This window comes from Shewanella sp. POL2 (assembly GCF_000282755.1).
Taxonomy (GTDB): Bacteria; Pseudomonadota; Gammaproteobacteria; order Enterobacterales; family Shewanellaceae; genus Shewanella; species Shewanella xiamenensis.
In genome coordinates, this window is record NZ_AKZL01000003.1 from 57,153 (window position 1) to 79,911 (window position 22,759).

22 protein-coding genes are annotated in these 22,759 nt (G+C 44.0%); 10 read left to right on the plus strand and 12 right to left on the minus strand.

What is annotated here, in order from left to right:
• Positions 1-7: 7 nt before the first annotated feature.
• The 3 genes from SHEWPOL2_RS01395 to SHEWPOL2_RS01405 form a co-directional block, all read right to left on the minus strand.
• Positions 8-748, minus strand: coding sequence for a putative DNA-binding domain-containing protein (locus tag SHEWPOL2_RS01395; RefSeq protein ID WP_037425278.1), 741 nt, complete (start codon positions 746-748; stop codon positions 8-10).
• Positions 748-1,587 (minus strand): DUF692 domain-containing protein, encoded by an 840-nt coding sequence (locus SHEWPOL2_RS01400; protein ID WP_037425384.1) that lies wholly within the window; start codon positions 1,585-1,587, stop codon positions 748-750. The genes SHEWPOL2_RS01395 and SHEWPOL2_RS01400 overlap by 1 nt, the downstream gene beginning before the upstream one ends.
• 92 nt (positions 1,588-1,679) lie before the next feature.
• Entirely contained in the window at positions 1,680-2,108 is a 429-nt protein-coding gene (locus SHEWPOL2_RS01405) for a hypothetical protein (RefSeq protein WP_037417772.1), read from the minus strand.
• A 266-nt stretch (positions 2,109-2,374) separates the two neighbouring features.
• Between SHEWPOL2_RS01405 and SHEWPOL2_RS01410 the strand changes: the two genes are divergently transcribed.
• Both SHEWPOL2_RS01410 and SHEWPOL2_RS01415 read left to right on the plus strand, forming a co-directional pair.
• Entirely contained in the window at positions 2,375-3,322 is a 948-nt protein-coding gene (locus tag SHEWPOL2_RS01410) for a tRNA-dihydrouridine synthase (RefSeq protein WP_037425279.1), read from the plus strand.
• Between the two features lie 141 nt (positions 3,323-3,463).
• A complete protein-coding gene (locus SHEWPOL2_RS01415; RefSeq protein ID WP_037417804.1) occupies positions 3,464-3,823 on the plus strand; it encodes a TraR/DksA C4-type zinc finger protein in 360 nt (119 codons plus the stop codon).
• A 74-nt stretch (positions 3,824-3,897) separates the two neighbouring features.
• On the opposite strand, the gene SHEWPOL2_RS01420 is transcribed toward SHEWPOL2_RS01415, so the two are convergent.
• The 4 genes from SHEWPOL2_RS01420 to SHEWPOL2_RS01435 form a co-directional block, all read right to left on the minus strand.
• On the minus strand, positions 3,898-6,555 hold the full coding sequence (locus SHEWPOL2_RS01420) for a TonB-dependent receptor (protein ID WP_037425282.1): 2,658 nt from the start codon (positions 6,553-6,555) through the stop codon (positions 3,898-3,900).
• A 426-nt stretch (positions 6,556-6,981) separates the two neighbouring features.
• A complete protein-coding gene (ushA, locus tag SHEWPOL2_RS01425) occupies positions 6,982-8,691 on the minus strand; it encodes a bifunctional UDP-sugar hydrolase/5'-nucleotidase UshA (protein ID WP_037425286.1) in 1,710 nt (569 codons plus the stop codon).
• A gap of 363 nt (positions 8,692-9,054) precedes the next feature.
• The gene (locus SHEWPOL2_RS01430; RefSeq protein ID WP_086023963.1) at positions 9,055-9,720 is read right to left on the minus strand and encodes an alpha/beta hydrolase-fold protein; all 666 of its coding nucleotides are present in this window, start codon (positions 9,718-9,720) and stop codon (positions 9,055-9,057) included.
• A gap of 75 nt (positions 9,721-9,795) precedes the next feature.
• A complete protein-coding gene (locus SHEWPOL2_RS01435) occupies positions 9,796-10,023 on the minus strand; it encodes a DUF3389 domain-containing protein (RefSeq protein WP_037425292.1) in 228 nt (75 codons plus the stop codon).
• Positions 10,024-10,359: 336 nt separating this feature from the next.
• Between SHEWPOL2_RS01435 and SHEWPOL2_RS01440 the strand changes: the two genes are divergently transcribed.
• Positions 10,360-12,288 carry a M1 family metallopeptidase gene (locus tag SHEWPOL2_RS01440; protein ID WP_037425295.1) on the plus strand — a complete coding sequence of 643 codons (1,929 nt, stop codon included), beginning with the start codon at positions 10,360-10,362 and terminating at the stop codon, positions 12,286-12,288.
• A 244-nt stretch (positions 12,289-12,532) separates the two neighbouring features.
• Here the strand turns inward: SHEWPOL2_RS01440 and SHEWPOL2_RS01445 are convergent, their stop codons facing one another.
• Entirely contained in the window at positions 12,533-13,021 is a 489-nt protein-coding gene (locus tag SHEWPOL2_RS01445; protein ID WP_037425387.1) for a peptidylprolyl isomerase, read from the minus strand.
• A 160-nt stretch (positions 13,022-13,181) separates the two neighbouring features.
• Complete coding sequence (locus tag SHEWPOL2_RS01450) at positions 13,182-14,474, minus strand: lytic murein transglycosylase (RefSeq protein ID WP_037425298.1); 1,293 nt, start codon at positions 14,472-14,474, stop codon at positions 13,182-13,184.
• Between the two features lie 406 nt (positions 14,475-14,880).
• On the opposite strand from SHEWPOL2_RS01450, the gene SHEWPOL2_RS01455 reads away from it, so the two are divergent.
• A complete protein-coding gene (locus tag SHEWPOL2_RS01455; RefSeq protein WP_037425300.1) occupies positions 14,881-15,240 on the plus strand; it encodes a DUF2750 domain-containing protein in 360 nt (119 codons plus the stop codon).
• A 51-nt stretch (positions 15,241-15,291) separates the two neighbouring features.
• Positions 15,292-15,933, plus strand: a complete 642-nt coding sequence (locus SHEWPOL2_RS01460) for a hypothetical protein (protein ID WP_037425305.1) — start codon at positions 15,292-15,294, stop codon at positions 15,931-15,933.
• Positions 15,934-15,986: 53 nt separating this feature from the next.
• Here SHEWPOL2_RS01460 and SHEWPOL2_RS01465 read toward each other — a convergent pair whose 3' ends face one another.
• On the minus strand, positions 15,987-16,931 hold the full coding sequence (locus SHEWPOL2_RS01465; RefSeq protein WP_037417686.1) for a chemotaxis protein CheV: 945 nt from the start codon (positions 16,929-16,931) through the stop codon (positions 15,987-15,989).
• Between the two features lie 225 nt (positions 16,932-17,156).
• Positions 17,157-17,771: a class I SAM-dependent methyltransferase gene (locus tag SHEWPOL2_RS01470; protein ID WP_037425307.1), complete on the minus strand. Its 615-nt coding sequence runs from the start codon at positions 17,769-17,771 to the stop codon at positions 17,157-17,159.
• Positions 17,772-17,867: 96 nt separating this feature from the next.
• On the opposite strand from SHEWPOL2_RS01470, the gene SHEWPOL2_RS01475 reads away from it, so the two are divergent.
• From SHEWPOL2_RS01475 to SHEWPOL2_RS01495, 5 genes are all read left to right on the plus strand, one after another.
• Positions 17,868-18,419 (plus strand): LON peptidase substrate-binding domain-containing protein, encoded by a 552-nt coding sequence (locus tag SHEWPOL2_RS01475; protein ID WP_037425390.1) that lies wholly within the window; start codon positions 17,868-17,870, stop codon positions 18,417-18,419.
• Positions 18,420-18,541: 122 nt separating this feature from the next.
• Positions 18,542-19,210: a sigma-70 family RNA polymerase sigma factor gene (locus tag SHEWPOL2_RS01480; RefSeq protein ID WP_037425309.1), complete on the plus strand. Its 669-nt coding sequence runs from the start codon at positions 18,542-18,544 to the stop codon at positions 19,208-19,210.
• Positions 19,203-19,895 carry a ChrR family anti-sigma-E factor gene (locus tag SHEWPOL2_RS01485; RefSeq protein ID WP_037425311.1) on the plus strand — a complete coding sequence of 231 codons (693 nt, stop codon included), beginning with the start codon at positions 19,203-19,205 and terminating at the stop codon, positions 19,893-19,895. Before SHEWPOL2_RS01480 ends, SHEWPOL2_RS01485 begins: the two co-directional genes overlap by 8 nt.
• A gap of 522 nt (positions 19,896-20,417) precedes the next feature.
• Positions 20,418-20,591 carry a hypothetical protein gene (locus SHEWPOL2_RS22635; RefSeq protein WP_011072074.1) on the plus strand — a complete coding sequence of 58 codons (174 nt, stop codon included), beginning with the start codon at positions 20,418-20,420 and terminating at the stop codon, positions 20,589-20,591.
• A 269-nt stretch (positions 20,592-20,860) separates the two neighbouring features.
• The gene (locus SHEWPOL2_RS01495; RefSeq protein WP_037425313.1) at positions 20,861-21,121 is read left to right on the plus strand and encodes a hypothetical protein; all 261 of its coding nucleotides are present in this window, start codon (positions 20,861-20,863) and stop codon (positions 21,119-21,121) included.
• A gap of 156 nt (positions 21,122-21,277) precedes the next feature.
• On the opposite strand, the gene SHEWPOL2_RS01500 is transcribed toward SHEWPOL2_RS01495, so the two are convergent.
• Positions 21,278-22,750, minus strand: a complete 1,473-nt coding sequence (locus SHEWPOL2_RS01500) for a nicotinate phosphoribosyltransferase (protein WP_037425316.1) — start codon at positions 22,748-22,750, stop codon at positions 21,278-21,280.
• Positions 22,751-22,759 lie beyond the last annotated feature (9 nt).

Consider the following 22,759-nt stretch of genomic DNA (forward strand, 5'->3'; position numbering starts at 1 on the left):
TGTCTTTCTATGTTCCGCGTACGATACCTTTAGCTGTTAGTTGCTCGAGTAACTGTAAACAACCTTGAGTTAAGGTCTCTGTTAGCATTTGCGGATAAGTCGAAACCAACCATTGAATCAATTCATCAAAGGTGCTCTGCCCCTTTTCGGCTAAATAACCCAGTACTTGTGCGCTTAAAGGTGTTAATTGCAAAAAGCCTACCTCACCTGCCTCATCCTGATACAGGCAAAAAAACACTGGCTGCGGCAGAGGATCTTCTGGGCGATAATCTTGCCGTATTTGCTGCACTGGATACTGGTATTGCGCTACGGTTGCCGTTGCGGCTAAACATAGATTTTGATGCGTAATTCCCTCTTTACCAATCAGGACTTGGCAGCTATCTTGCTGCGCAGTTGCCACCCGTAGTTCAAGCCATTCATAGTGCGCAAGTTCCAGCATAAAGGGCGGATCAATGTCTATTGGAGAATATTGAAACTGCAGGAACTGTAAAAACTCCCCAGCAATATCGATAAAAATCGGTGATTTACAATCATGTCGACTAAAAAAAGCCTGCACTAAGGTTTGCCACTGCGCATCAGTGTATAAGCTTTTGAGTACGGGGAAGGCATTAGAAACAAAACCCATCACATTATTAAAAAATAGCTCTCGGTAAACCTGCATCCGCTCAATGGGTACACCGATCGGCACGGAATTGTTAGGATCACGAATATAATCGATAAAGGATTGCTGTACTTGCTTAAAATCCATTAGGCAATCCTCTTCGCTAGATTTTTTTTAGCCTGGGCTTGGTAAGTATGAATTTGATTAATTTCATCCAATAAATGCACTGTTGCCGGCAGATTAAAGTCACGCTCGAGCAAGGTGGGTAATACGCCATGCATGGCATAGCAACTATCTAGGAGCGCCCATACAGGGGCATTGATATCGCTGCCGTGGGTATCAATCAATAATTCTTCTGATTCTTTAAAATGTCCTGCGATATGCAAGTAGGCAATCCGCTCAGTTGGCATCGCCTTTAAAAATGCCGCCGCATCATATTGATGATTTATCGAGTTAACATAAATATTATTCACATCTAGCAGGAGTTTGCAGTCGGCTTCTTCTAGCACTGCCGTCAAAAACGCCAGCTCAGTCATCTGCGCACTGGGCGCCGCATAAAAGGAGACATTTTCCAAAATAAGCGGTCGTTCTATAATATCTTCGACTTGCTTGACTCGCCGAGCGACATGCTTAACGGCGGCCTCGGTAAAAGGAATTGGCATCAGATCGTATAAATGGCCAGCTCCTGAGCAATAACTTAAATGCTCTGAATAGACATCAATTTGATGTAAGTCCATAAAAGCTTTGATACGGCGAACAAACTCAAGATCCAACGGCTCAGGGCTACCGATTGAGAGCGACAGACCATGGCAGAAAAAGGTATGTTGTTCAGTTAATTGTCTAAATTGTTTACCGTATTTTCCACCTAGTGTCATCCAGTTTTCAGGGGCAACCTCTAAAAAATCGATAGCACTCGGCAGCGATTGGCAAAACTCGCTGAGCATTTCTCGCCGTAACCCTAATCCAACTAATCCACGATCTTGCATTGCTTTACCCCCTTTAATTTGGATGCTGCTAAACAAAGGCCAGCATAGGCTGGCCATGTGCTAGGGCAGTACCTCACTAAGTACAACTGAACTTATTTGACTTCCTTTTTTACGGCTTCAGTTTTAGCGTCAACTTTTTCAGCGGCTTTCTTCATATCAGCACCGCATTTGCCTTCACCACATTTGCCTTCATGAGCTTTGTCTGCTGCTTTTTTCATATCAGCGCCACATTTTGCTTCACCACACTTACCTTCGTGAGCTTTGTCTGCCGCCGCTTTTTTCATATCTGCGCCACATTTTGCTTCACCGCATTTACCTTCTTTAGCTTTTTCTGCAGCCGCTTTTTTCATATCTGCACCGCATTTACCCTCGCCACACTTACCTTCAGAACCAACGAGTTGATATCCTGATTCCATGGTTTCAAAACCAAATAAATTTGTTTGCGCGTTAACAGTAAACGCTGAACCAACCACCACTGTACCTAATGCCACTGCAACCGCGGTTTGCTTAACTGATTTCATATTCTTGCTTCCTTTTATTGATTAATGGTGACCAACAATAGGGTTATCGTTGGCTTACTGCAAAAGACCTGCACCGCTTTCATTTCATTTCAAAAAATATCACCAAATCACAGAAATTATCAAAATATGCTGATAGGAAGCTGAATTTGGCCAATTAAATAGCCATAAATAGTTGTCATTGTTGCCAAGCCTCTCTGCGCACTTTGTAACAGCAAGCCAATAGGATAGAATGCACGCCCTTTGTTTCTCTATATGGGTTTGTAGCAGTGCGGGTAATCTTGGCTCCGATGGAAGGCGTGGTTGATGACTTAATGCGAGATATTTTGTCGTCGATTAACCCTTACGATTTGCTTGTCACCGAATTTGTGCGCGTCGTTGACCAACTCTTACCTGAAAAGGTCTTTCTTAAACTCTGTCCAGAGCTACTGAGCGGTGGCTATACGCCATCGGGTACCCCAGTCCGCGTACAACTTTTAGGCCAAGAACCTCATTGCATGGCCGAAAACGCCATGCGCGCAATTGAGCTTGGCTCCCACGGCGTAGATGCAAACTTTGGCTGTCCTGCCAAGATGGTCAATCGCAGTAATGGCGGCGCTGTGTTGCTGCAATACCCAAATACGATTCACGATATTGTGCGCGCCATGCGCCAAGCAGTGCCCGCTGAGCATCCGGTGACAGCCAAAATCCGTTTAGGCTACGAAGACAAATCCCTGTTTATGGAAAATGCGCTGGCCGTTTATGAAGCGGGCGCAACTGAGCTTGCTATCCATGCCCGCAGTAAGGTTGATGGTTACAAACCACCCGCTTATTGGGAATACATCACCGAAGTGCGCAAACGTTTGCCAATACCGGTAATTGCCAACGGTGAGATTTGGAATAGTGACGACGCTAAACGTTGTATGGAAGTGACGGGGTGCGACAGTATCATGATTGGCCGCGGCGCGATCTCGCTCCCCAATCTTGCAGACACCATAAAAACCGGTGCTACGCCCTACAGTTGGGCTGACACGTTACAATTAATGCTCAGTTATACCCAAAGGGAGCTTAGTGGCCGTAAGAGTGATTATTATCCAGCGCGCATTAAGCAGTGGTTTAGTTATCTCAATCGCCAATATCCCGAGGCAGATACCCTATTTCGGGAACTTAGGATCTATAAAACTACTGAAGACATTGTGCGTGTGCTAGAACAAGCGCAACAACATCTTAGCCAGTAACCCCATACAAAAGTGGTGGTTTTTTATGTTAACCACCACGTTACCCCTAAAAATCGTACAGATACTTGATCTTTATCATAGTCGTTGGTAGTGGAACTATTAGACTGAATGCCCAGAGTCAGATAAAACAGGCGATTTTACGTGAGCACCACCCATATCAGACAAGAATTGTCAGAGCTTGAAGCTAATCTAAGGAAGGAAATCGGCGCGCTCCCTCAGTTTATTGAAATACTTGGGACGCATTGTGCCAACCTCAGCCTAGGGGAACTCATCGACCGACTGGCACAGAGCCACCTTGCCGATCACCCGCTATTTTGTCGTTTAAACCGCCTCGATGCCGCATTCTGCCAACTTGACTTAGGTCTTTATGGCCTTTGTTCCGATTGCGAAACTGAAATCGAAGCTGAACGTTTAATGCAAGATCCTACCGAACAACGTTGCAGTTGCTGCGCTGAGCATTACCAGCATGAGCATCGTCATGAACTGCGCCTGAGTCATTAAGCAGCGTCTCTATATTCCACAAGCAAAAAAACCTCCGCAAGCGGAGGTTTGAGTTATCCAGGGAGAAGGATAACTTAAAACTTCTGGTTAATTCTCAAATAGTAAGTACGGCCCAACACATCATACAGTCCAACGTTTACATCACGGTAATCAGCATAGGTATAAAAGTTTGGTGCATCGGCATCAAACACATTATTCACCCCAACCGTGATTGAACCATTGTAAGCATGGTTATAGGCAAACTGGATGTTGTGTTTAAAGTAGTTTGAATAATCGACGTAAACATCGGTTTCTTCTAACTGATTGTAGTAATCAGCCGATTGACGACCAATATACACTACGGTCCAGGCCGCAGAAAAATCGTCATATTTCCAGCTGGTTGCAAAATTACCACGCCAATCAGGCGAATCAGTAAGCCCGGCATAATCAATCATTTCTGATTCGGCATTATCTTGCTTTTTAAAATCCAAAACATGGGTTAAATCGAGTCTGAAGTTGAAATCACCGATCCCCGTTTCTAGGTTATAAGCTGTGACAAAATCAATACCTGACGTTTCAACCGTCGCTAAGTTGCGCACACCCGCTTCAATATATTCAATCTTGCCATCGGAACCACGGTGAACATAGGGTGATGAACCATTTTTAATTTCATCACGCAGTATGTCGTTCACACTTATCGACTCAATTTTATTCTCGTAGGCAATCGAAAAGTAGGATAATTCGATATTCCAATTATCAGTAGCATTCCACACGCCACCTAACGTCAATGAGTTACCCTCCTCAGCCTCAAGGTCGGGATTACCACCATACCAAGTTTTGTGTTGATTACTGGTCGCACAATAAACCGCATCCACATTACCTGGCTCATTACACCAAAGCGAATCGACGGCTTTTTCAAAACTTAAAGATTGTGAAGAGAACATTTCACCCATATTGGGTGCTCGGAAGGAGTCACCGTAACTGGCACGCAGTAACAAGCTATCCACGGGGCGCCAACTAATACCAAATTTAGGCACTACGGCATCAAAGGTTGATGAATTAACTACTTGCCCTTGGGCACCAGTGAGCGATCCTTCCTGTTCATAGCGCTCGTACCGAACGGCGGCCGATAACTCAACATTCGCGGGTAAGCCAACTTGGAATTCTAAATAAGCTGCACTTCGATCACGGGTTGCATCCACATCATCGCCACCCGAGCCACCTGAGATAATGCCCGAAGCAGACTCTGGATCACTGGTTTGCTTAAACTTAATCATTTCATATTCAAGCCCACCGACCATAGCAACAGAGACATCGCCATTATCAACAAGCAGCGTTGAAGCCAGTCCATCAATTTGAGTGCTTTCAAACTTACCTTGATACACGCCCGTATGAGCTGCCTTACGATACAGCTCAGTCATCTGCTGGTTCCACTGCTCATAACTCATGCCCGTGGTATTAAAAATATCGTACTGTTCAGAATCTATTCCTTGCTGAACTATCTCATCATTAATTAAATTGTAATTAAATGAATTCGTGGTTGAGCGGGAATGCTGTGCATTTAATTCCCAATCAATGCCATTGCCTAAATCCAGCGTACCAATAAAACCACCGAGAATATCGACATTATTGGTCTCAGTTAAGGTATCACGCTCGCCAATTTGGGCAGAGCGCATATAAAGCGTCATATCTTCCCCAACGGGATTGAATTTATTATCAGCACTCATTACTGGATAATTTGTTGATACAGGTGTCCCTGCGTAACGCGTTTCAGTTTCAGCTAACGAGGCAGATGCACGACCGCGAAATTGAATACCGTCGGTAATTTCATAGGTAAAATTGGATAAAAAGGAATTACGGGTCTGATCACCAAATAATTTAGTCACTCTACCTGAATCATATAAACAGCGGCCATTATTATTTCCATCAGTTTTATCGACGGTATTTTCAGTTTGGTCACAAATATCTGAATTGCTATACCAACTGCCGTTACCTGTGCCATATTTACCATTGGGCACAGAGCTTAAGCCACTGTAGGTTGCGTAACTCGGATCGTCCATATTCCAAATATCACGATCCATGACGGCTTTGGTATCATAATATTCATAGGTTAAGGTAATATTGCCTTTATCCGTATTATAACCTGTCGCAATGGATAAACGGTTAGCATCACCGCCTTCGACACTAGGCTGCTCTGTACTGTAATCTAATTGCAGACCATCAAATTCTTTTTTGGTAATAATGTTGATCACACCCGCAACGGCATCTGAACCATAAACGGCAGAGGCGCCATCACGTAGGATCTCAATACGCTCCACTATCGCCATTGGAATTGAGGATGTGTCAGCAACAGAGCCGGAGCTTGAGCTCGTACCAGGCATACGGCGGCCATCGAGCAACACCAGCGTAGCAGACGAGCCTAGCCCGCGAAGATTAACGCTGCTTGTTGAGCTTGCGCCTGAACCATAACCAGAAACGCCCCGCCATGAACCAAAACTATTGATTGCCGAGTTATTCAAAACATCGGCAACGGTTTTTTCGCCCGTCATGGCAATATCAGCTGCATTAATCACAGTGACAGGAGAAACGGTTTCCATATCCACCTGTTTAATACGTGATCCAGTGACTTCAATACGTTCAACTTTGGTATTTTCTTCTGCCGCAATCGTTATTCCAGATAATAAAACACTAGCAGAACCCATAGTGATTAGAGTAGCGCGCACAGCTCTAGCTGCTAACGTTAGATGATGCATATATCTCTCCTTGAGGCTTAAATGAATAAACCCGTCTTGTTGTTATTTTAGTTAATTTTCAAGTTCCCTTGACGTATCAATACTGTTAAGCAAAACGAATATCGACAACAACAAATAACAACAAAAAAACAAATTGATACATACGCAGCAAATAAATCTTGAGTTTAAAACATACAAAATCCAACCCAAACATAACGTTAAAGGTCTTTAAGCAAATTTAAGCGATTATTGATAAACCGATACAAATAGAATCAATTGAACACCTCGCGTTACGAAATACCAATCTACTCAATTTCATATACATAGTTAGCAAAATGTATCGCTTTATTTTATGGTGATTTTAGGCTGTATCTAACGGATGGAAAAATAAACGAGCAAAATAAAAATGCCACTCAAATTGAGTGGCATTTTATTAACCGCTGTAGATTACTTAGCAGTAATCTTACAACCTTCTACACTTTCAGAGTTTTCATACACAATGTCACCTACTGGATTATAATCAGCTGCAACAATGGATTGTTTCTCTTTCAGGAAGGAATAAAGTAAATCGGCGTCTACATAACCTGTCTGGATTGGGCTCGCCAGTTTAGGATAACCGTCACCACCTGCAGCGTTAAAGCTAGGTACAGTGAATTTGTAGTTTGCTGTAGCGCTGAACTCTTTACCATTGATTTCATGAACTGTCGCTTTTTTAGCCACGCAGTCAATGGTCATCTTCACGCCAGTAATTTGCGCATAACCACCAGAACCAATTTGTAAACTACCCACAGCCCCTAAATAATCAGCAGCAGCCGCACCAGTCATTTCGTTTAAGGTTACCATGTTGCCGAAAGGTTGAACGGTGAGTACATCACGGTAAGTAATGTTACCCGCTTTAATAGAAGCGCGCACACCACCAGAGTTCATCACGCCAAAATCAGCAGACACTTTAGCACTTTGTGCCATGGCTAACATACGGCCTAAGTTGGTTTGTTTGTTACGTACGTTTGCACGTTCACCATCAAGCAGCGCATCGGTAGTCGCAATCACTTCGTCTAACTTAGCTTGACCTTTCTCTTGATAGTAAGAAAGCAGCTCTTTTAACTCTGTATCAGGCTCAATCTTTTCCCCAACGAGTACTTTTTTCTTGTTACCCGCTTCATCAGTGACTTCTTTAACTAAGTTCACTGGCACTAATTTATAGCTGGCTAAGTGAAGTTCACCGTTAAAGTATTCAAAGTCCGCACGACCGACATACTTACCCCATTCGTGGGCTTGCATGATCCAAGTGCCATTTTGTTGATCTGGCGCGCAGGCATCACCCGGTTGGAATGCTGCATAGGCCTTATTACCTGGCTCCATACAGACGGGGTTTTGTGAATGACCACCAATCACCACTTGAAGTTCGCCTTCCTTAAGTGAACGGGCTAACGCCACATCACCAGGGGCATTGCTACCATTTTGGCCATCGGCGTAGTGCCCCATATGCGTCACAGCAAAAATGATGTCTGCCGACTTAGCATCTTTGATTTCTTTGATGACTTTGGCAACTTCAGTCTTTGGATCTCTGAACTCTAATTCACTAATATATTCAGGGTTACCGATCTTAGCAGTATCTTCAGTGGTTAGACCGATAACAGCTATTTTGACACCATTAACATCAAATATTTTATAGGCATCGAAATAGCGAGTACCATCAGTCTTATAAATGTTAGCCGCTAACATAGGGAATTCAGCAAGACTACGTTGCATGTCCACAATGGATAATGGATTATCAAACTCATGGTTACCGACCGCCATTGCGTCGTAACCAATTTTGTTCATACCGGTAAAGTCAGGAATCGCATCTTGTAAATCGGATTCAGGCACACCAGTGTTAATATCACCACCAGAAAGCAACAATGTTTGACCACCTTTCTTGCTGACTTCAGCACGAATTTGATCAACCAAAGTTTTCTGAGCAGCTAAACCATATTCACCATCTTTGTTTTCCCAAAAACGGCCATGGTTATCGTTCGTATGTAATACCGTAAATGTTTTACAGGCAGCACCCGCTTCGGCGCAAGTTGTTGGAACTTTGTCATCATCACTATTACAACCTGCTAACGCAGCAAGCACGGCAGTGGCAATTAATCCTTTAATAAGCTTATTTGTCATTACATCAACCCCTTGATTTTAATTATTTTATCATAGATAGATTGTGCGAGTACCATCAACTCTCGCGTCACGCATAATATCAAAGAATAAAGATGAATTGTGTCATTTTTATTAATAAACGTGACTTTAATGTGGGATTTTTGGCGAGTTTTAATACAGTTTTGTTTCAAATAAAAAATAAGCTAATCGACTTATTTTCACTTTTCGAATTTAATGACAATTAAAAATATAATTGTAAATTTAAACGCTTTAATTTAAGTAGCTTACAGAAGTTTCGCAGACAGCCGCATTGTTCTTTATAAAAAACATCAAGCGGCAAAAAATTGTTTACCGCATGATGATTTTATAAGCATTTAGATTTAACTACATTTCAAAACGCTGTTGTAACCAAGCACTAATCGCTTTTAATTGCACAGGAATAACTGAATGTGGCATCGGATAGGTTTGCCATTGCACCGGATATCCACCGGCAATTAATGCCTCTTTTGCCAACAATCCAGCCGATAACGGAACGACATCATCCTGCTCGCCATGCTGCTGCAAAATCGGCGTGTCAGCATTGGCTACAGTTCGTTGGCTTGGCAATACATCACCCGTTGGCAAATAGCAGGATAACGCCATAATACCGGCAAGTTTTTGAGGATAGCGTAATCCGGTAAACAGACTCATCACCCCGCCTTGGCTAAATCCCGCCAGCACAATGCGCTCACTTGGAATACCTGCGGCGATCTGCTCATCAATCAGCGCCTGAACACTTAATTCTGATGCCATCACGCCCTGCATATCCGCTCTATCATGCAAGTCCATACTTTTAATGTCATACCAAGCACGCATAATATAACCACCATTGATGGTGACCGCCTGCTCAGGTGCATGGGGAAAAATAAAGCGAATACTGTGATCCGCTGGCAACCCTAGCGCAGGTACAACGGGGGCAAAACCAGCACCAGAATCGCCTAACCCATGAAGCCAGACCACAACCGCGGTCGCCTCAACTTGGGGTTCAATCACAATACGTTCGAGCGTCATACTGATAAATCCTTTCTAAATCAAATTGAAAATTAAGGTTAAACGTCAAGCACATTTGGCAATAATCAAATGTGCTTACAAATAATCGATCCCGAGGAGTGCTTGTAACGCATCGAGCTGTTCCGCGTTATCTAATTTCATGCTCCAACGCACGCCGCCACCATTGGCGATGATCATTGGAGGGTCAAGCCTAAGGCTAATATCTTCGGCACTCGCTTGAAGCACAACATTGGCCACGCTTAATCTGATCTGTACTTCAAACTCTGTTGCTATCAGCTTACCCTGTGAAAAATCCAGTACCATAGTTGTCCTGTTGTAGCTATAAGACATTGTGAACACGCGTCATGATAACAAAGTTATATCGCTGGGATGTACTTTTACATACCCGATAACCTCTATGAGCCAAGTCGCTTTGCATCCCCCTGCAAGAGTTAAATAGCACACTCTGGCGTGCGTTTTCGTAAAAGAGTAACCTTTCCTCAACGTCAACCTCATCCCAAATTAAGTTTGATTACATTTTAGTGTCAGCTAAATAGCCCCAAACCTACTGAGTTCGAGTAAACTCACGCCCCAACGAATACAGTCGCCCGCGGCGATCGCGTTTTACACCATACAAGAATCACAACACTGGGTGGTTATATGTTTTTATCCCGTCGTACCCTCATTAGCAGTGCCCTGTTGCTACTGCTGCCATTAGTACAATATGCCAATGCAACCAATAGCTTACCTAATAGTAATGTTGCTAGCGTCGCCTCCAGCCAATTGCATACTGCCACCGATGAACTGACCTTTGCCAATTACCAACAAGTAAGTATTCGCCACATTGAACTCGCATTAAATGTGGATTTTGCGCAGCAACAACTTTCGGGCAACGCCATTCTCGAGCTAGATTGGCATAAAGCAGGCAAGATGCTGGTGTTAGATACCCGTGACCTGACGATTAACAGTGTCAGCATGTTAAATGCAAACGGCCAATGGCAATCCGTGCCCTTTAGTTTAGGTGCGACCGATAAGGTCAAAGGCGCAGCGCTCACCATCAATCTGCCTCAAGAGCGAGTCGCTAAGATCAAAGTTAATTACCATACATCCAAGAATCCATCAGGCATTCAGTGGTTAACTCCAGAGCAAACCCAAGGTAAGCAATGGCCATTTATGTTTAGCCAGAGCCAAGCCATCCATGCCAGGAGCTGGATCCCGCTGCAAGATACACCCGCAGTGCGCCAAACCTACAGCGCCACAGTCACAGCGAAGCAAGGTATTAGTGTCGTGATGAGTGCCGACCGAGAGAGTATGTCTGCAACGCAAACCCAATTCACTATGCCGCAGGCGATTCCTGCCTACTTGATTGCCATTGCTGCGGGACACCTGCAATTTGCCGCCTTAGACGACACCTCAGGCATTTGGGCTGAGCCAGAAATGCTTGCCAAGGCCAGCAAAGAATTTGCCGATACGCCGGAGATGATCGCCATCGCCGCCAAACGTTACGGCGATTACCGCTGGGGTCGATACGATCTGTTGATCCTCCCGCCCAGCTTCCCCTTCGGCGGGATGGAAAATCCGCGATTATCCTTTATTACTCCCACAGTCATCGCGGGAGATAAAAGCTTAGTGAGTTTAATTGCCCACGAGCTGGCCCATTCTTGGTCGGGCAATTTAGTCACTAACGCCACCTGGCGCGATCTCTGGCTCAACGAAGGTTTTACCACCTATGTGGAAAACCGGATTATGGAAGATCTCTATGGCCGCGACCGTGCATTGATGGAGCAAACCATTAGTTACTCAGAGCTGCTGGCAGAATTAGCCGAGTTACCCGCAGGCGACACCGTACTGCATATTGACTTAGGTGAGCGCGATCCCGACGATGCCTTTAGCGGCGTGCCCTATGTCAAAGGACAATTATTCCTGCGTTTCCTTGAGCAAAAGTTCGGCCGTGAACGCTTCGATAACTTTGTCAAAAGTTACTTTGATCATTTTGCGTTTCAAAGCATTACCACGGAGCAGTTCCGCAATTACCTCACGCAGCAGTTATTGCAAAAATATCCCAATATCGTCAGCGAGTCCGAAGTGGATACTTGGGTTGAGGGACAAGGTTTACCTAGCTTTTTAGTGCCCCCCAACTCACACGCCTTCGATGATATCGATGCCCAGCGCCAAGCATGGTTAGAAGGCAAGCGTGCCGCCAGCGCCCTAAACACTCAGGACTGGACTGTGCATCAATGGCTACGCTTTATTAATGAAATGCCAAGGCTAAATCTCACTGAGCAACAATTAGCCGAGTTAGATAAGGCCTTTCATTTTACTGGCACCCACAATAATGAAATCGCCTTTGCTTGGTATGCCCTCGCCCTCGATAACGGATACTACAGTGTCTTACCAGCACTGAAACAACATTTAACCGAGATTGGCCGGCGCAGGCTGATTGTGCCCTTGTACCAAAAACTGGCGAGCAGCGAGCACTATGACTGGGCTAAAGCCATCTACCTTGCGGCGCGCAGCGGCTACCATCCACAGACTCAAGCCAGTTTAGATATGATGTTTAGCGATACCCCGATTGAACACGAGCATTAACCGCAAGTGAAGATTGATCTGGAGTGTGAAAACTAAGAATTAAGTCAATTCATCGCAGTAAGCGCGGTAAAGAGCGGTTTGAGGTGAATTTACCGTCACGAAATGAGGTTAAAGCAGAATTCAAATAATAACCCAACAAAAAAGCCCAAACTTAGGTTTGGGCTTTGCTTTATCATCGGCAGGTGATTGTATCGCAGCACTTAAAATGCGCTAGCAGCGCTATCAAACATCACATTCTGACCGATTAGTGGTGATGACCACCGACACCATGAGCATGACCGTGGGCGATTTCTTCATCGGTCGCATCTCGGGCGCCAACCACTTCGATATCGAAGGTTAAGTCACGGCCCGCTAATGGATGGTTAACATCCACGGTCGCCATAAATTTACCGACTTTTACGATTGTCACTTGACGTTGACCGTGGTCAGTATGAACTACCGCCGTCATACCTGGCTTCCAAACACTTGCGCCTAACAGGTGCTTTACCGATACACGTTGCTGCGCCGCTTCACCTTCAATACGTTGACCATAGGTTTCAGTGCATGGCAGCGTCACTGTGAACTTTTCACCAACCGCTTTACCATTAATCGCATTCTCAACACCAGGCATCATGTTGTCATGACCGTGTAAATAAGCGATAGGCTCGCGACCTTCGTTCGTCTCGATCACTTCGCCTTTTTCGTCGCGCAGGGTGTAATTAAACTGCACAACCATATCGTCTTTAATGTTCATCGAATATCCTTTGACTTGCTTCGATTTCAAATGTCGGCCGAGCTTAACAAAACTGGCCTTTGCACTCCACTGTTTTATCCCTACAAAACCACTGCGCCAATGGAGCGCAGTGGTTGCTTCAAGCATTGTCTGCGGGCGATGACCTATAACGAGGCGTCTATCAGAGTGAAATACCTAGGGCAGTAAAGACTTCAGGACTTGGGAAACCATCGGCAATCATATTATTACTGCGTTGGAATGCTTGGATCCCCGCAGTCGAATTGCGGCCTAACACACCATCAGGTTTACCAACATCAAAGCCGGATTCATTCAGTTTGGTTTGTAACTGTTTGATTTGCTCGCGGCTCAAACGTGGCTGCTCGGGCGGCGCGACTTTTAATGGTTCGCCGCCATTAATTCTATCAGCCAAATGGCCCACGGTAATGGCGTAAAACTCCGAGCGATTCCAACGCATAATCACATTGAAGTTTTCATAGCCTAAAAACGCAGGTCCAGTGTGACCTGAAGGCAAATATAGCGCGGCCTTCATATCAATAGCGGGCAAAGACAATCCATTCGTTTGCCGCACAGATTGCGCAGCCCATTGTGACAGAGGCTGCGCCTCTTTAGCCCCAAGATGTTGGTAGCTAAAATTGTTTGGCAATAATACTTCGCGGCCCCAACGCTCGTTACGCTGCCAGCCTAAGTGTTGTAGAAAGTTAGCCGCTGATGTGAGGGCATCCTCTGTGCTATTCCACAGATCCGCTTTACCGTCTCCATCGCCATCGATGGCATATTTAGCATAAGCCGAGGGCATAAATTGAGTATGCCCCATGGCGCCCGCCCAAGAGCCCACCATAGTGCTCTTATCAAAGCCATATTTTTCTTTAAGCTTAAGCGCTTGCATCAGCTCAGTCGTAAAATAATCACTTCGACGAGGCTCACAGGCTAAGGTTGCAAGGGAATCTAAGACGGACATTTTGCCTTTATAAGAACCATAGTTGGTCTCTAGTCCCCAAAAAGACAGAATGTATTGTGGCTGTACGCCGTATTGCTGCGCGAGTTTATCAAGCAATACTCGGTGTTTTTTCAGTAGACGTCGACCTTCATTAACTCGCCAATCCGTTGCCCGTTTGGTGAAATAATTCGTGAAGGTTTGACTAAATTCAGGCTGAGCTTGATCAAGCTCAATCACCTTAGGTACAAACTGTAGGCTTGCCACTGTATTGTTAATCGTCTCTTCAGATAGACCTTCACGTTGCGCGCGCGCCTGAAGGTTTGCAACACACGTAGGAAAGGCGGCCGCATGGCTGGCGATAATCTCGTTCAATTGCACGGCTTGCGCCTGTTCGATAGCAATTTGACTATTATTGTCAGACGTAGCATTAGCGGTAGGCGCGCTAGAACAAGCACTTAAGCTAACACAGGCCGTGATGCTCGCTGCAAGATAGTACATGCCTTTTGCTTTCATCAAATCAATTACTCCTCAATTCAGTGCTAAGGTATGCCTTAGCTGAGCAAGACACGAGTTGGGATCGACTCATGCCAAGAGAGATACGATTTTTAGCCACAAAGCAGTTGCTGGCTTAATTCAAGGATAAACGAGAATGAACAACGGCTAAAAATCCACAAAGGTATTTTCTCCCCCACTGGAAATCCTCCAGATGCGCGTAATTCCGGTTAACCCGATTTACGCCTCTAGAGCGCACATCCTGACCGATAGCGCCCGTCAACACAATGCTCATCACCATAAATACACGGATAAATTCGCTTATTGCTCAGTTAAACAACAGCGAAAAAATCTTAACAAAGAATCCCTTGGTCTATCTAGCCGTTGCCGTATAATGGGTGAGTTAATAGCAACTTCAAAGAGACCTATCATGACTGAAATCAACGCGGCTTTAGCTGGCTTTATCGAAAACGTAAAAGAGCATCAAACACTGTGGGGTTTGATGGATGAAACAGGCGAAGGCTGGGTGGTTTGTGACTCAGGCGAGTTCGAAGACACTGATGTAATGCCTTTGTGGTCAAGCGAAGCGCAGGCAAAATCCCACTGTACCGAAGAATGGAAAGACTACCAAGCCGTTGCGATTAGCCTTGAAGAATTTCTTGAATACTGGGTATTCGATTTAAATGATGATGGCGTGCTCATTGGCGTTGATTGGCAAAGCGATGAAGAATGTTTAGAACTCGATCCTATCGTACTTGCCAAAAATTTAGTTGATGTTGAAGAAGCTTAATTTTCTCAGCGTCATGCTTAACACATCAAGGCCAGAGGAACTCTGGCCTTGATGTTGCCTATTACTTGTATCGATATTCCCTTCGATAAGCGACACCTTTGCTGGTTTTGTGGTGAACCTTGTAAAGATTTTTTTGAATATCATGCAACGCCGCATGCGCCCCATCCTTCCCTTGCCGTGCCTTGCTGCAGCGAATGCTTAAAACTGGCGAAACAACATCCCTTAACCTCAATTTGGGACTGCCGAATGGCGGTTAAAGATGCCTTAATGGCCCTTTACGCTAAACATTTAGCCATTGGCATTAATTGGACAGAAGTGGAACTCGCCGAGTCTGAGTTTTCCTGCAAAGTGTTTGAAGGCTTTAAAAAAAGTGCTTGGATGATGTATCAAATTGCCCGCGACAGGATCAACTTTCCCGGATGGCCCATTCTGCTTGAAGGGGTTGACCTCGAATGTCAACAAGACAGTATTCAGTTTGAGTTCGATGGCGTAAGCTATTCATCATTGCCTGCCGCCATTCACTACTACAGCAAACAATTTTGCTTAGATTCAGCCTTTTTTGCAGAATTACTTAGGCTCGTTGGTAAACATCGATTTAGCTACGCACTCAGGCTTGCACGTATCCACATTGCCGCGGCGAAAGAAATGAAGCGCCAAGTGTTAGCCGATGTCAAAGCAGAATTAAGCGAGTAGCCACCAAACTAAAACCTTATGTTTGTAAAGGCAGCCGACTCGTTTAGATGAAGTTATTTACCGAGAACTTGTTTTAATCTGTCCTGTACGACTTCAACCAGTAAATCAGGTTGGAATTTAGAAATAAAACGATCACAGCCCACCTTCTCCACCATCGCATTGTTAAAGCTACCACTCAGCGAAGTATTTAGCGTGATAAATAAGTCCGCCATAGCCTTATCATTACGGACTTCATAGGTCAGTTTGTAACCATCCATTTCAGGCATTTCGGCATCGGTGATCATCATGAGCAGTTCTTTGGCGACATTCTTACCTTCATCGCGCCATTTTTGCAGTAAATGTAACGCCTGCAACCCATCGGAGGCTTCGATAATTTCAATACCCAATTGGCCAAGCGTTTCACGCACTTGTCGCCTTGCGGTCGATGAATCGTCTACAATCAATATTTTTCGGCCGGGCATTTTGTCTAACAAGCTCTCATCTAACACACCTTCAGATAGGCTAATATCGTAATGGACAATTTCAGCCAGCACCTTCTCCACATCGATAATTGAAACCAATTGCGACTGGCCTTGATACTCGATTCGGGTGATTGCGGTAAGATAATTATTCCGACCCGCTGTTTTCGGCGGCGGCATAATATCACTCCACGTCATATTGATAATATGCTCGACTTTACCGACTAAAAATCCCTGCACACTGCGGTTATATTCAGTGATGATCATATTGGCATTATCATCTGGCGGCACAGGTTTGAAACCAATGGCCGAACGCAAGTCAATCACCGGAATAGACATTCCCCGAATATTAGCTACACCAGAAATATGCGGATGGCTCCCAGGCATAGCGTTAAGGTGTGGTAGTTTAACGACTTCTTTAACTTTAAAGACGTTAATCGCAAATAGCTGCATCGAATTAATGCGAAACAGCAGCAGTTCAAGCCGATTTTCACCGACGAGATTGGTGCGTTGATCTACCGTTGCCAAGACATTTGCCATAATGCGACTTCTCTACTCTGGGGAGGAAGAACTTCCCTCAGCTGCTAAGGATTAAGCTAAATTATAGCGGCAAACTCGCAATGAGAACCATGTGATATGTCGATTTTATCTAAAAATTACAATCACTCTGATGCGAAAACGGCTCATTTCTCGGGCAAGCAGTTTACAGAACAAACAATCAACCCATGCTCAATTCAATATTCAGCGATATAAAGACCTTAAGGTTTAAGAAAAAACCTTTTGAGCCAGCACCATACCGCTCAAATTAAACAGATTCCTGTCACATACAATCTTAAACCCCGCTTGGCGAAGCATATGCAATAATTGCTGATGGTCAAATCGATTCTGCTGCGGATGCTCAAACAACCGGCGACTCAGTGGATTACAAATCGCGGCACGGTAAAGATCTTCTATCACAAAATACCCGTTCGGCTTTAATACCCTGGCAACCTCAACAATCGCGGATTGCCAGTCAGGAATATGGTGGAACACCGCAAAATTAAACACGATGTCAAACTGTGCATCCTTAAAAGGTAATGCGGTTGCATCGGCAACACTAAAGTCGAGCTGTTCGAGCCCATGGGCTGAAGACTGCCAGCGGGCCTTAGCAGCACTCACCATCTCAGGGTCCAGATCCACCGCGGTAACATGCTCGGCACCAAAATGCTCACGGATCAAATGAATACCATTGCCAAAACCACAACCAATTTCGAGCGCCTGTTGAATATACACAAGCGGTTTAGGCATCATTGAGGTCAATAATGGTGCTTCAATATGGTTTTGCAACCAAAAACGCAGCGGATGCTGAACCAGCTTTTTCTCGAATGGATTTAACTTCATCATATCCCCTTAAATGAGTAGGCTGTTGCTTGAAACACTGATCAAATTCTGATGATGGTACGTAATGATAGAAACTTAAGTTCACCCGAGGCCACTATGAAATTACCTCTTTTTCCATTACCCATCTGTTTATTACCTGAGGGATATACTCAATTACGAATTTTTGAACCTCGATATAAACGTTTGGTGGCTGAATCACTTAAATCAGGCGATGGTTTTGGCCTGTGTATGACCTCAGAGGAAAATAGCACGCTTTATCCAATTGGTACTCTAGTGCATATCATTGACTTTGAGACCTTACCTGATGGCATGTTAGGTGTCAGCATTGAAGGGAAACAACGATTTACTCTCGGCGACATCAATGTGGAGTCCGATGGTTTAAAGCGCGCGCAAATCAGTCTAATCGATAACTGGCCAGCGGCAAAGATTCAAAAAAATGAGCGTTATCTCAGTGATATGCTGCAAAATATTCTGAAAGAGTACCCAAAGCACTTACAACAATATCAAGCGGCACAATTTGATGATATTGCATGGGTTTGCCAACGCTGGCTTGAAATTTTACCCATACGTTCAGCCGAAAAGTACACCTGCATTAATGCGCTCGACCACCAGCTCACACTGGATTTATTAAGAACCGTTATAAAATAATTTTCAGTGATCCAATTTCTAGGGCACTGCGTATTGGTGTGCATGCTTATCGAACATTGACAGCGAAGCAGGATTTGAAGCCATGTTCGAACGGGATTGAACCTTAAATGAAGAGCTCAATAATGGAAAATTTTCAATCACATTCAGCGCAAAATCGCTATGATAGGCAGTTATCGCCCCCTATCGAAATAGCTATGGAAACCGATAACCATAATTTGATTGCCGATGAGCATAAAACGGATGCAGATCCCTTAGTGAGCGCCATCATCAAAGTTGCTAATCAACGGGACAAAGCGGCATTTGGCTATTTGTTCAGTCACTTTATGCCCAAAATTCGGGCATTTGGTCTGCAACGATTAAATCAACAAGGCCTCGCCATGGATTTAGTTCAAGAAACGATGACCATCGTTTGGACTAAATCTCATTTATACAATGCAGATAAAGGTTCTGTCGCAACATGGGTATTTACCATTATGCGTAACCAATGCTTCGATATGCTTAGACGAGTACAGCACAATCGTGAAGATGCATTTGGCGATGATATCTGGCCACTGTATGACGTTGCGGTTAGCCAAGATAACAACCCTGACCATAAATTGACCGCCAAGTTACTCGCTCATTTAGATGCCCTGCCCCTTGCTCAACGTCAAGTAGTACAAGGCATTTATATGCAAGAACTCACCCAGCAAGAATTGGCTGATGCCTTAAAAGTCCCCATTGGCACCATTAAATCGCGACTCAGATTGGGGTTAGAAAAGCTTAAAAGCTTTTTGGAGACACAACATGATTAAACATCACCCCCATGCAGAATTACTTCAGGCCCATGCTCAAGGTCAGCTACCTTTGTCGATGTCTATCGCTGTTGCTGCGCATTGTGCCTTATGTCAAGAATGCCAAACTCAAGTAGCTAAATTGACTGAAGAAGCGGCCAAACTCGCTTTTGTTTCCCCCAGTGATAATACGGTTCAACACAACGCGTCAAATGAGATTGATGTCGTCGATAATGATCCCTGGCAACAAATGTTATCGAACATTATGGCGCTTCCCGAAAGCACTATGCATGAACCTTACATAGAATCCTCAGTGAGTGTTAACCATAAAAATATCCGCTACGAACTGCCTAGGGTGTTTCGGCAGCATATTGCACAGCCATGGCAACAAATTGGTAAAGTCAGTCGGATGCGATTCGACCTAGATGAAAAAAATACTCGCGCCAGTTTATTGCATATTGAAGCGCTAGGTGAAATCCCACAGCATACCCATAAAGGGATTGAGTTGACGTTATTATTGGCGGGCGAATTTTCGGACTCATCAGGTAATTATGTTCCTGGCGACTTTATTATCTTAGATGGTAATACACAGCATTCTCCCACAACTCAAACGGGATGTTTATGTTACACAGTGTTGGACGCACCGCTCTATTTCACTAAGGGATTAAGCAAATTATTAAACCCTATTGGTGAGCTGATTTACTAAAGTCAGTTATGCATCGAATAGTGAAAAATAGCTAAAAACCAACCCACAAAATAGCAACAAAAGAAACAATATAAAAACATTACTCGCTGAGCAAAAATTACACTTGCCAGCGGGTAATTTACTGTTATACTGCACCACGTTTTGAGAAGTATCTTGTTGTTACCCTTTTTATATCAGTTTGACTTGTATCAAACTTGATCCTCACAAAGAAAGCCTACTACAAGTAAGTCCTGCAAAAATAATGAGTTAGTGATTTTCAACATTAACTCAAAAAAGTGAACTCTTTAATTCGGCCAATGTCATAGTACTGTCACTTGACTATGTTTAACTGGTCTAATTGGGATATTCCATTGACACAATCGCTGATTTGCATTAGTTATCAATACAGCATCTCTTGATTAATTATGGTGGAATGGGTAACCTCAAGACTCATTAGTATCATCTTTCGCAATTATGCTAAGGATATTTTATCGTTATTACTTGCTCACCTAAGGGTGAATTTAATTAAAAGGAGTGTGGCCTATGTCATACAAAATTAACGGACATGAAATCACAGTGAACTTCCCTGTAGATTCAATTTCAGTCAACAAAACTTCAATTGCTTTTACCGATAGACAAGGTAAAAACAGGCAGACGTTTTCAAAACGTACCGAAGCCTTAAACTTTATGAAATGGCTTTTGTCGTCAAATAAATAAGTCTGAATTAAGTACTCATCGAGTACATATAATGGCATGTTGGTTTATTCGGTCCCATTTTCCTCGCCATACCGAAATCAACTCGCCTTTATCGATAGCCAAATATCACGATTTGCTATCCCTTCACGTCGATATGACGAACTCGTTTGGTTCAGCCAGTATCTAGCTCACATGGATACACGCTGAACCAAATGTGTATTAATCTAGATCAATTCTATCAATTTTGCTTCTGCTAATATGTTCACACTTTCTGACTGTGAAGTATTTTTATGTCAAAACCGAATACCAAAACCGCTATGCAACAGCTTATCGCGCAAATCCAGCAAACAATTCCGCTGAATTTAGATGAAGCACAAATGTGCCAAGGCGAATGTTTAGGTTGTTCGAAAAAAATGCTTGAAATGCTCGATGCAGAAATCCGCTATTGGCAATATTCCGATGCGGTACCCAGCCTAAAAGATTTAAAAAACCTCGAAAACATTGGCCGTCGCACCTATAAAATTCTTAAACGAAACCAGCTAGTCTCTTAGCCTTTTGTTCTCACCGTTTTATTATGTGACTCGCGCATTTAGCAATAACAGCCGTCATGACAGCCAGTATGATTTAAGTTGACTGGCAAGCGTATTCACATAAAAACCGCATTGCCAGCCTAATTTCTATCTCATTGTAGAAAGGGATTTACATCGTTAACAACGAGACGCTGCCAATCTTGCGCGAATATCTGCCAAAGAATATTCAGTTAATAATTCACCATCGGCAAATACGGGGACAAATTCGCAATGGTTAACATCTTGCCAGCTTGCTTGATCTTTAAGATAAAATTGACCTTGCGCATCTTTAAATACCGCCACTAATCCCTTAGCGGATTTTTTAGTGCCATCATCGGTTTTAGGATCTTTAAATATTTCTCTGTCTTTACCATCCACTTTCGCAAAGGTTGCTTTCACCGCGTACCCGTCAGTATCTCGGGTCACGTGTTGATAGGTAAAACTGCCAATTCCAAACACAATATTGGTTGATGCAAAACCTTTAGCCTTCAAACCGGCGCAAATGGCTTCAGCCCGTTCAATGGTGATTGAATCGCCATAAATCAGTCCGACATGGCTATCGAGTAATTTGTAACCTTTGGCAGTTGTGCTGCCCCCAAAGACATCCCACAAACACTCGATAGCGCCTTTATACTCAGGACTCCCCACAGCTGCTTGTGGATCGCCACAAATGATCTTCACCGGACAACCCGTATCAGGCCTAAACACCACTTTGCCCTCACGGGTAAGAATACGGTCTTTTAAGGCAACGGTGAACTCTGTCATCACCTGCCAAAAATCCCAAGAATCAGAAACGATACTGACAATGCCGCTAGGATAAATATCTTCAATCAAACGGCGGAACGTCTCTAACTCATTCTCCATGCCACCCGCACACATCACACTGTGCTCCGTTGCGGCCACACTGCCGCCAACGAGTTCCTTATCACTGTCTGCAAGATAATATTGTTCAAGAAAATCAATCGCGGGAATGGTATCTGTGCCCGTAAAACTGAGTAGATGGGCGGCGCCGCTCATTACCGCAGCCTCTACGCCATACATGCCGCGGAAACTAAAATCGTGGCCCTGCCAATCAACAAAACCTATGTTGCCATCGGTTTCTAGCGCGTAAGTCTCAAATATTTTGCGGTATTGCAGCGCGGTAGTGGCGCTAGTACACATTCCCCACACATTGGCTGAAAGAATGGTTTCGAGATAATTAGTCAACCAAAAGAACCGCTCATCGGTATTGTACAAAACCAAGCAAGGCACTTTTAAGGGATATACTGAACCTTCCGGCAATGCCATGATTTTAATGGGTAAATAGCCTAAATCATGTAACGCCTCAATATGCTGAGTACCCACATTATTTGGTCCAAGATAGTTATTAATGCGGCGGGAGAATTGGCGAATCACTTGCTCTTTGGGCTGTTGAAAGAAATCACGGTTCCAACTGTCAATTAAGTAATGCTTGATAAAATATTGCAGACCAAAAAATACCATCTGCTCAGTATAACCACGACGGGATTTACGGGCGGTCAAGTTACTAAAAATCACTTGAGTATTATCAGGATATTGACGACGGTGGTCGACTTTGTAGCCATCAATGGCGGTAACGGGATTCAAGTACATCATATTTTC